The 1,610-nt window shown below is 42.5% G+C and carries 2 protein-coding genes; both read right to left on the bottom strand.

The features are described 5' to 3' along the window. Positions 1-257: 257 nt before the first annotated feature. Positions 258-758 carry a GNAT family N-acetyltransferase gene (locus ELS82_RS24770; RefSeq protein ID WP_080992566.1) on the bottom strand — a complete coding sequence of 167 codons (501 nt, stop codon included), beginning with the start codon at positions 756-758 and terminating at the stop codon, positions 258-260. Positions 759-904: 146 nt separating this feature from the next. Further along, positions 905-1,438: a DUF6817 domain-containing protein gene (locus tag ELS82_RS24765; RefSeq protein ID WP_039627471.1), complete on the bottom strand. Its 534-nt coding sequence runs from the start codon at positions 1,436-1,438 to the stop codon at positions 905-907. Between the last annotated feature and the right edge of the window lie 172 nt (positions 1,439-1,610).

Genomic DNA, 1,610 nt, shown 5'->3' with positions numbered 1-1,610 from the left:
AGGCAACCCACAAATCTTGGCATGCTTTACGGTTGGAGAGATTCAAGAATTTGAGCCGACAATACAGAATTGCCGACGAAGAAAAGCAGGTGGCCAGAGAGAGCAAGAAGATTAGAACAAAGAACTTTGTGCCCTTTGCCTAACGCCCTGTTAAGGGGTGAGCGACGCAATACCGAAGCTGCCGCATACCACCTTAAACACTAAACGCAACGCATAGTGAAAATGCCACGCGTTGCGAATCCCTCTTGAACAGTTTGTTATATGCGTGTCTGAGTCGAGAGAGTAACCAAGTCATCACTATCGTATAAACGCTCTGCGGATTCTTGCATACCAAGCTTACGGAGTAGTTTTTCTGATGCCAAATTTTCTATTACCGCTACACCATAAACCTCAGACACCAAACTCGATTCCAAGGTGAAATTTAACACAGCCTTCGAAGCTTCAAACGCGTACCCTTTACCTTGATATTGAGGTAGTAATGCATACCTAATATCTGAAAAATTCGAGTCAGGAACTAACTCGACGCCAGCATAACCGATTTTTTGAGATGGCTTACTTTTTAGCGCAACAATGAAAGTGCCATAGCCTTTCGACCAGTGAGCCACTTTGCTTGGTACGTAATTCTGAATATACTCCAAGCTAAAAGGCTTTCCACCCGGTAAATATCTTGTTGTTTCAGCGCAAGTCAAAAGCTTCTTATAAATATCAAGATCTTCTGGAGTTACAGGGCTAAGTATTAGTCTTTCAGTCTCGATCATCGAATTATCCATTTCCTCTAGAGCATATAACGCCGCGTTAAGGGGTGAACAACGCCAACCACCTAACCTAAACCATTGTGCCGTAAACACTAAAACCGATTCAAACTTAAAATGCCAAGCGTTGAGAATCCCTCTTGAACGCCTTGTTATGCGAAATTCGACAAGGCTGATTTGTACGCATTTCTAGCCTCAGGACTTAAGTAACTGTCCATACCTTGGAACAGTTCAAATAACTCAGCACCATATTTAAGTTTGAACTCTTCACTGCTATAAACAAGCTCTAGCTCATTAGCGACGGTTAACTCGCAAAACAATTTCGCCATTGCATTGTCGAGTGTGAATGTTGAACCAGTAAACCTGTCTTTAAATTGGATTTCTAGCACTTTGCCAAATTGAGGGAATACATAGTCTCGGTCGCATGAGCAATACAAATAAACCAATGCTTCTTCATCATTACCAATAATTCGCGCTATTTCTTGGCGCTGGCTTAACGACACCATATTTTCATCGAAACCCGCTGTTCCATACGCGGCATGAAAGAGACCTGCGATTTGAAGTAACTCGCTACTACCCCAGTTAATTAGAATTTTCTCAGTACCTTTTAGGTGTGCTTCCAATGAGCCATTGAGGTGCTGAAAATCACCCGCACCAAGCTCTTGCAGCATTCCAAATTTATCCATAAATATCAATTTCCTTTAGGTCGCATAACGCCGCGTTAAGTAGTGAGCAACGCTACCACATAACTTAACCAGACCACCGTAAACACAAAACCCAACGATAGCACTAAAAATGCTAGGCGTTGGGAATCTGTCTTAAACGCTTTGTTAGCCGTTTAGTTGGAAGTGTGGTGAT

The sequence above is a fragment of the Vibrio ouci genome (assembly GCF_004551525.1).
GTDB classification, from domain to species: Bacteria; Pseudomonadota; Gammaproteobacteria; order Enterobacterales; family Vibrionaceae; genus Vibrio; species Vibrio ouci.
Note: the sequence above shows the minus strand (reverse complement) of the source record. Positions and strands in the feature narration are given on the sequence as shown.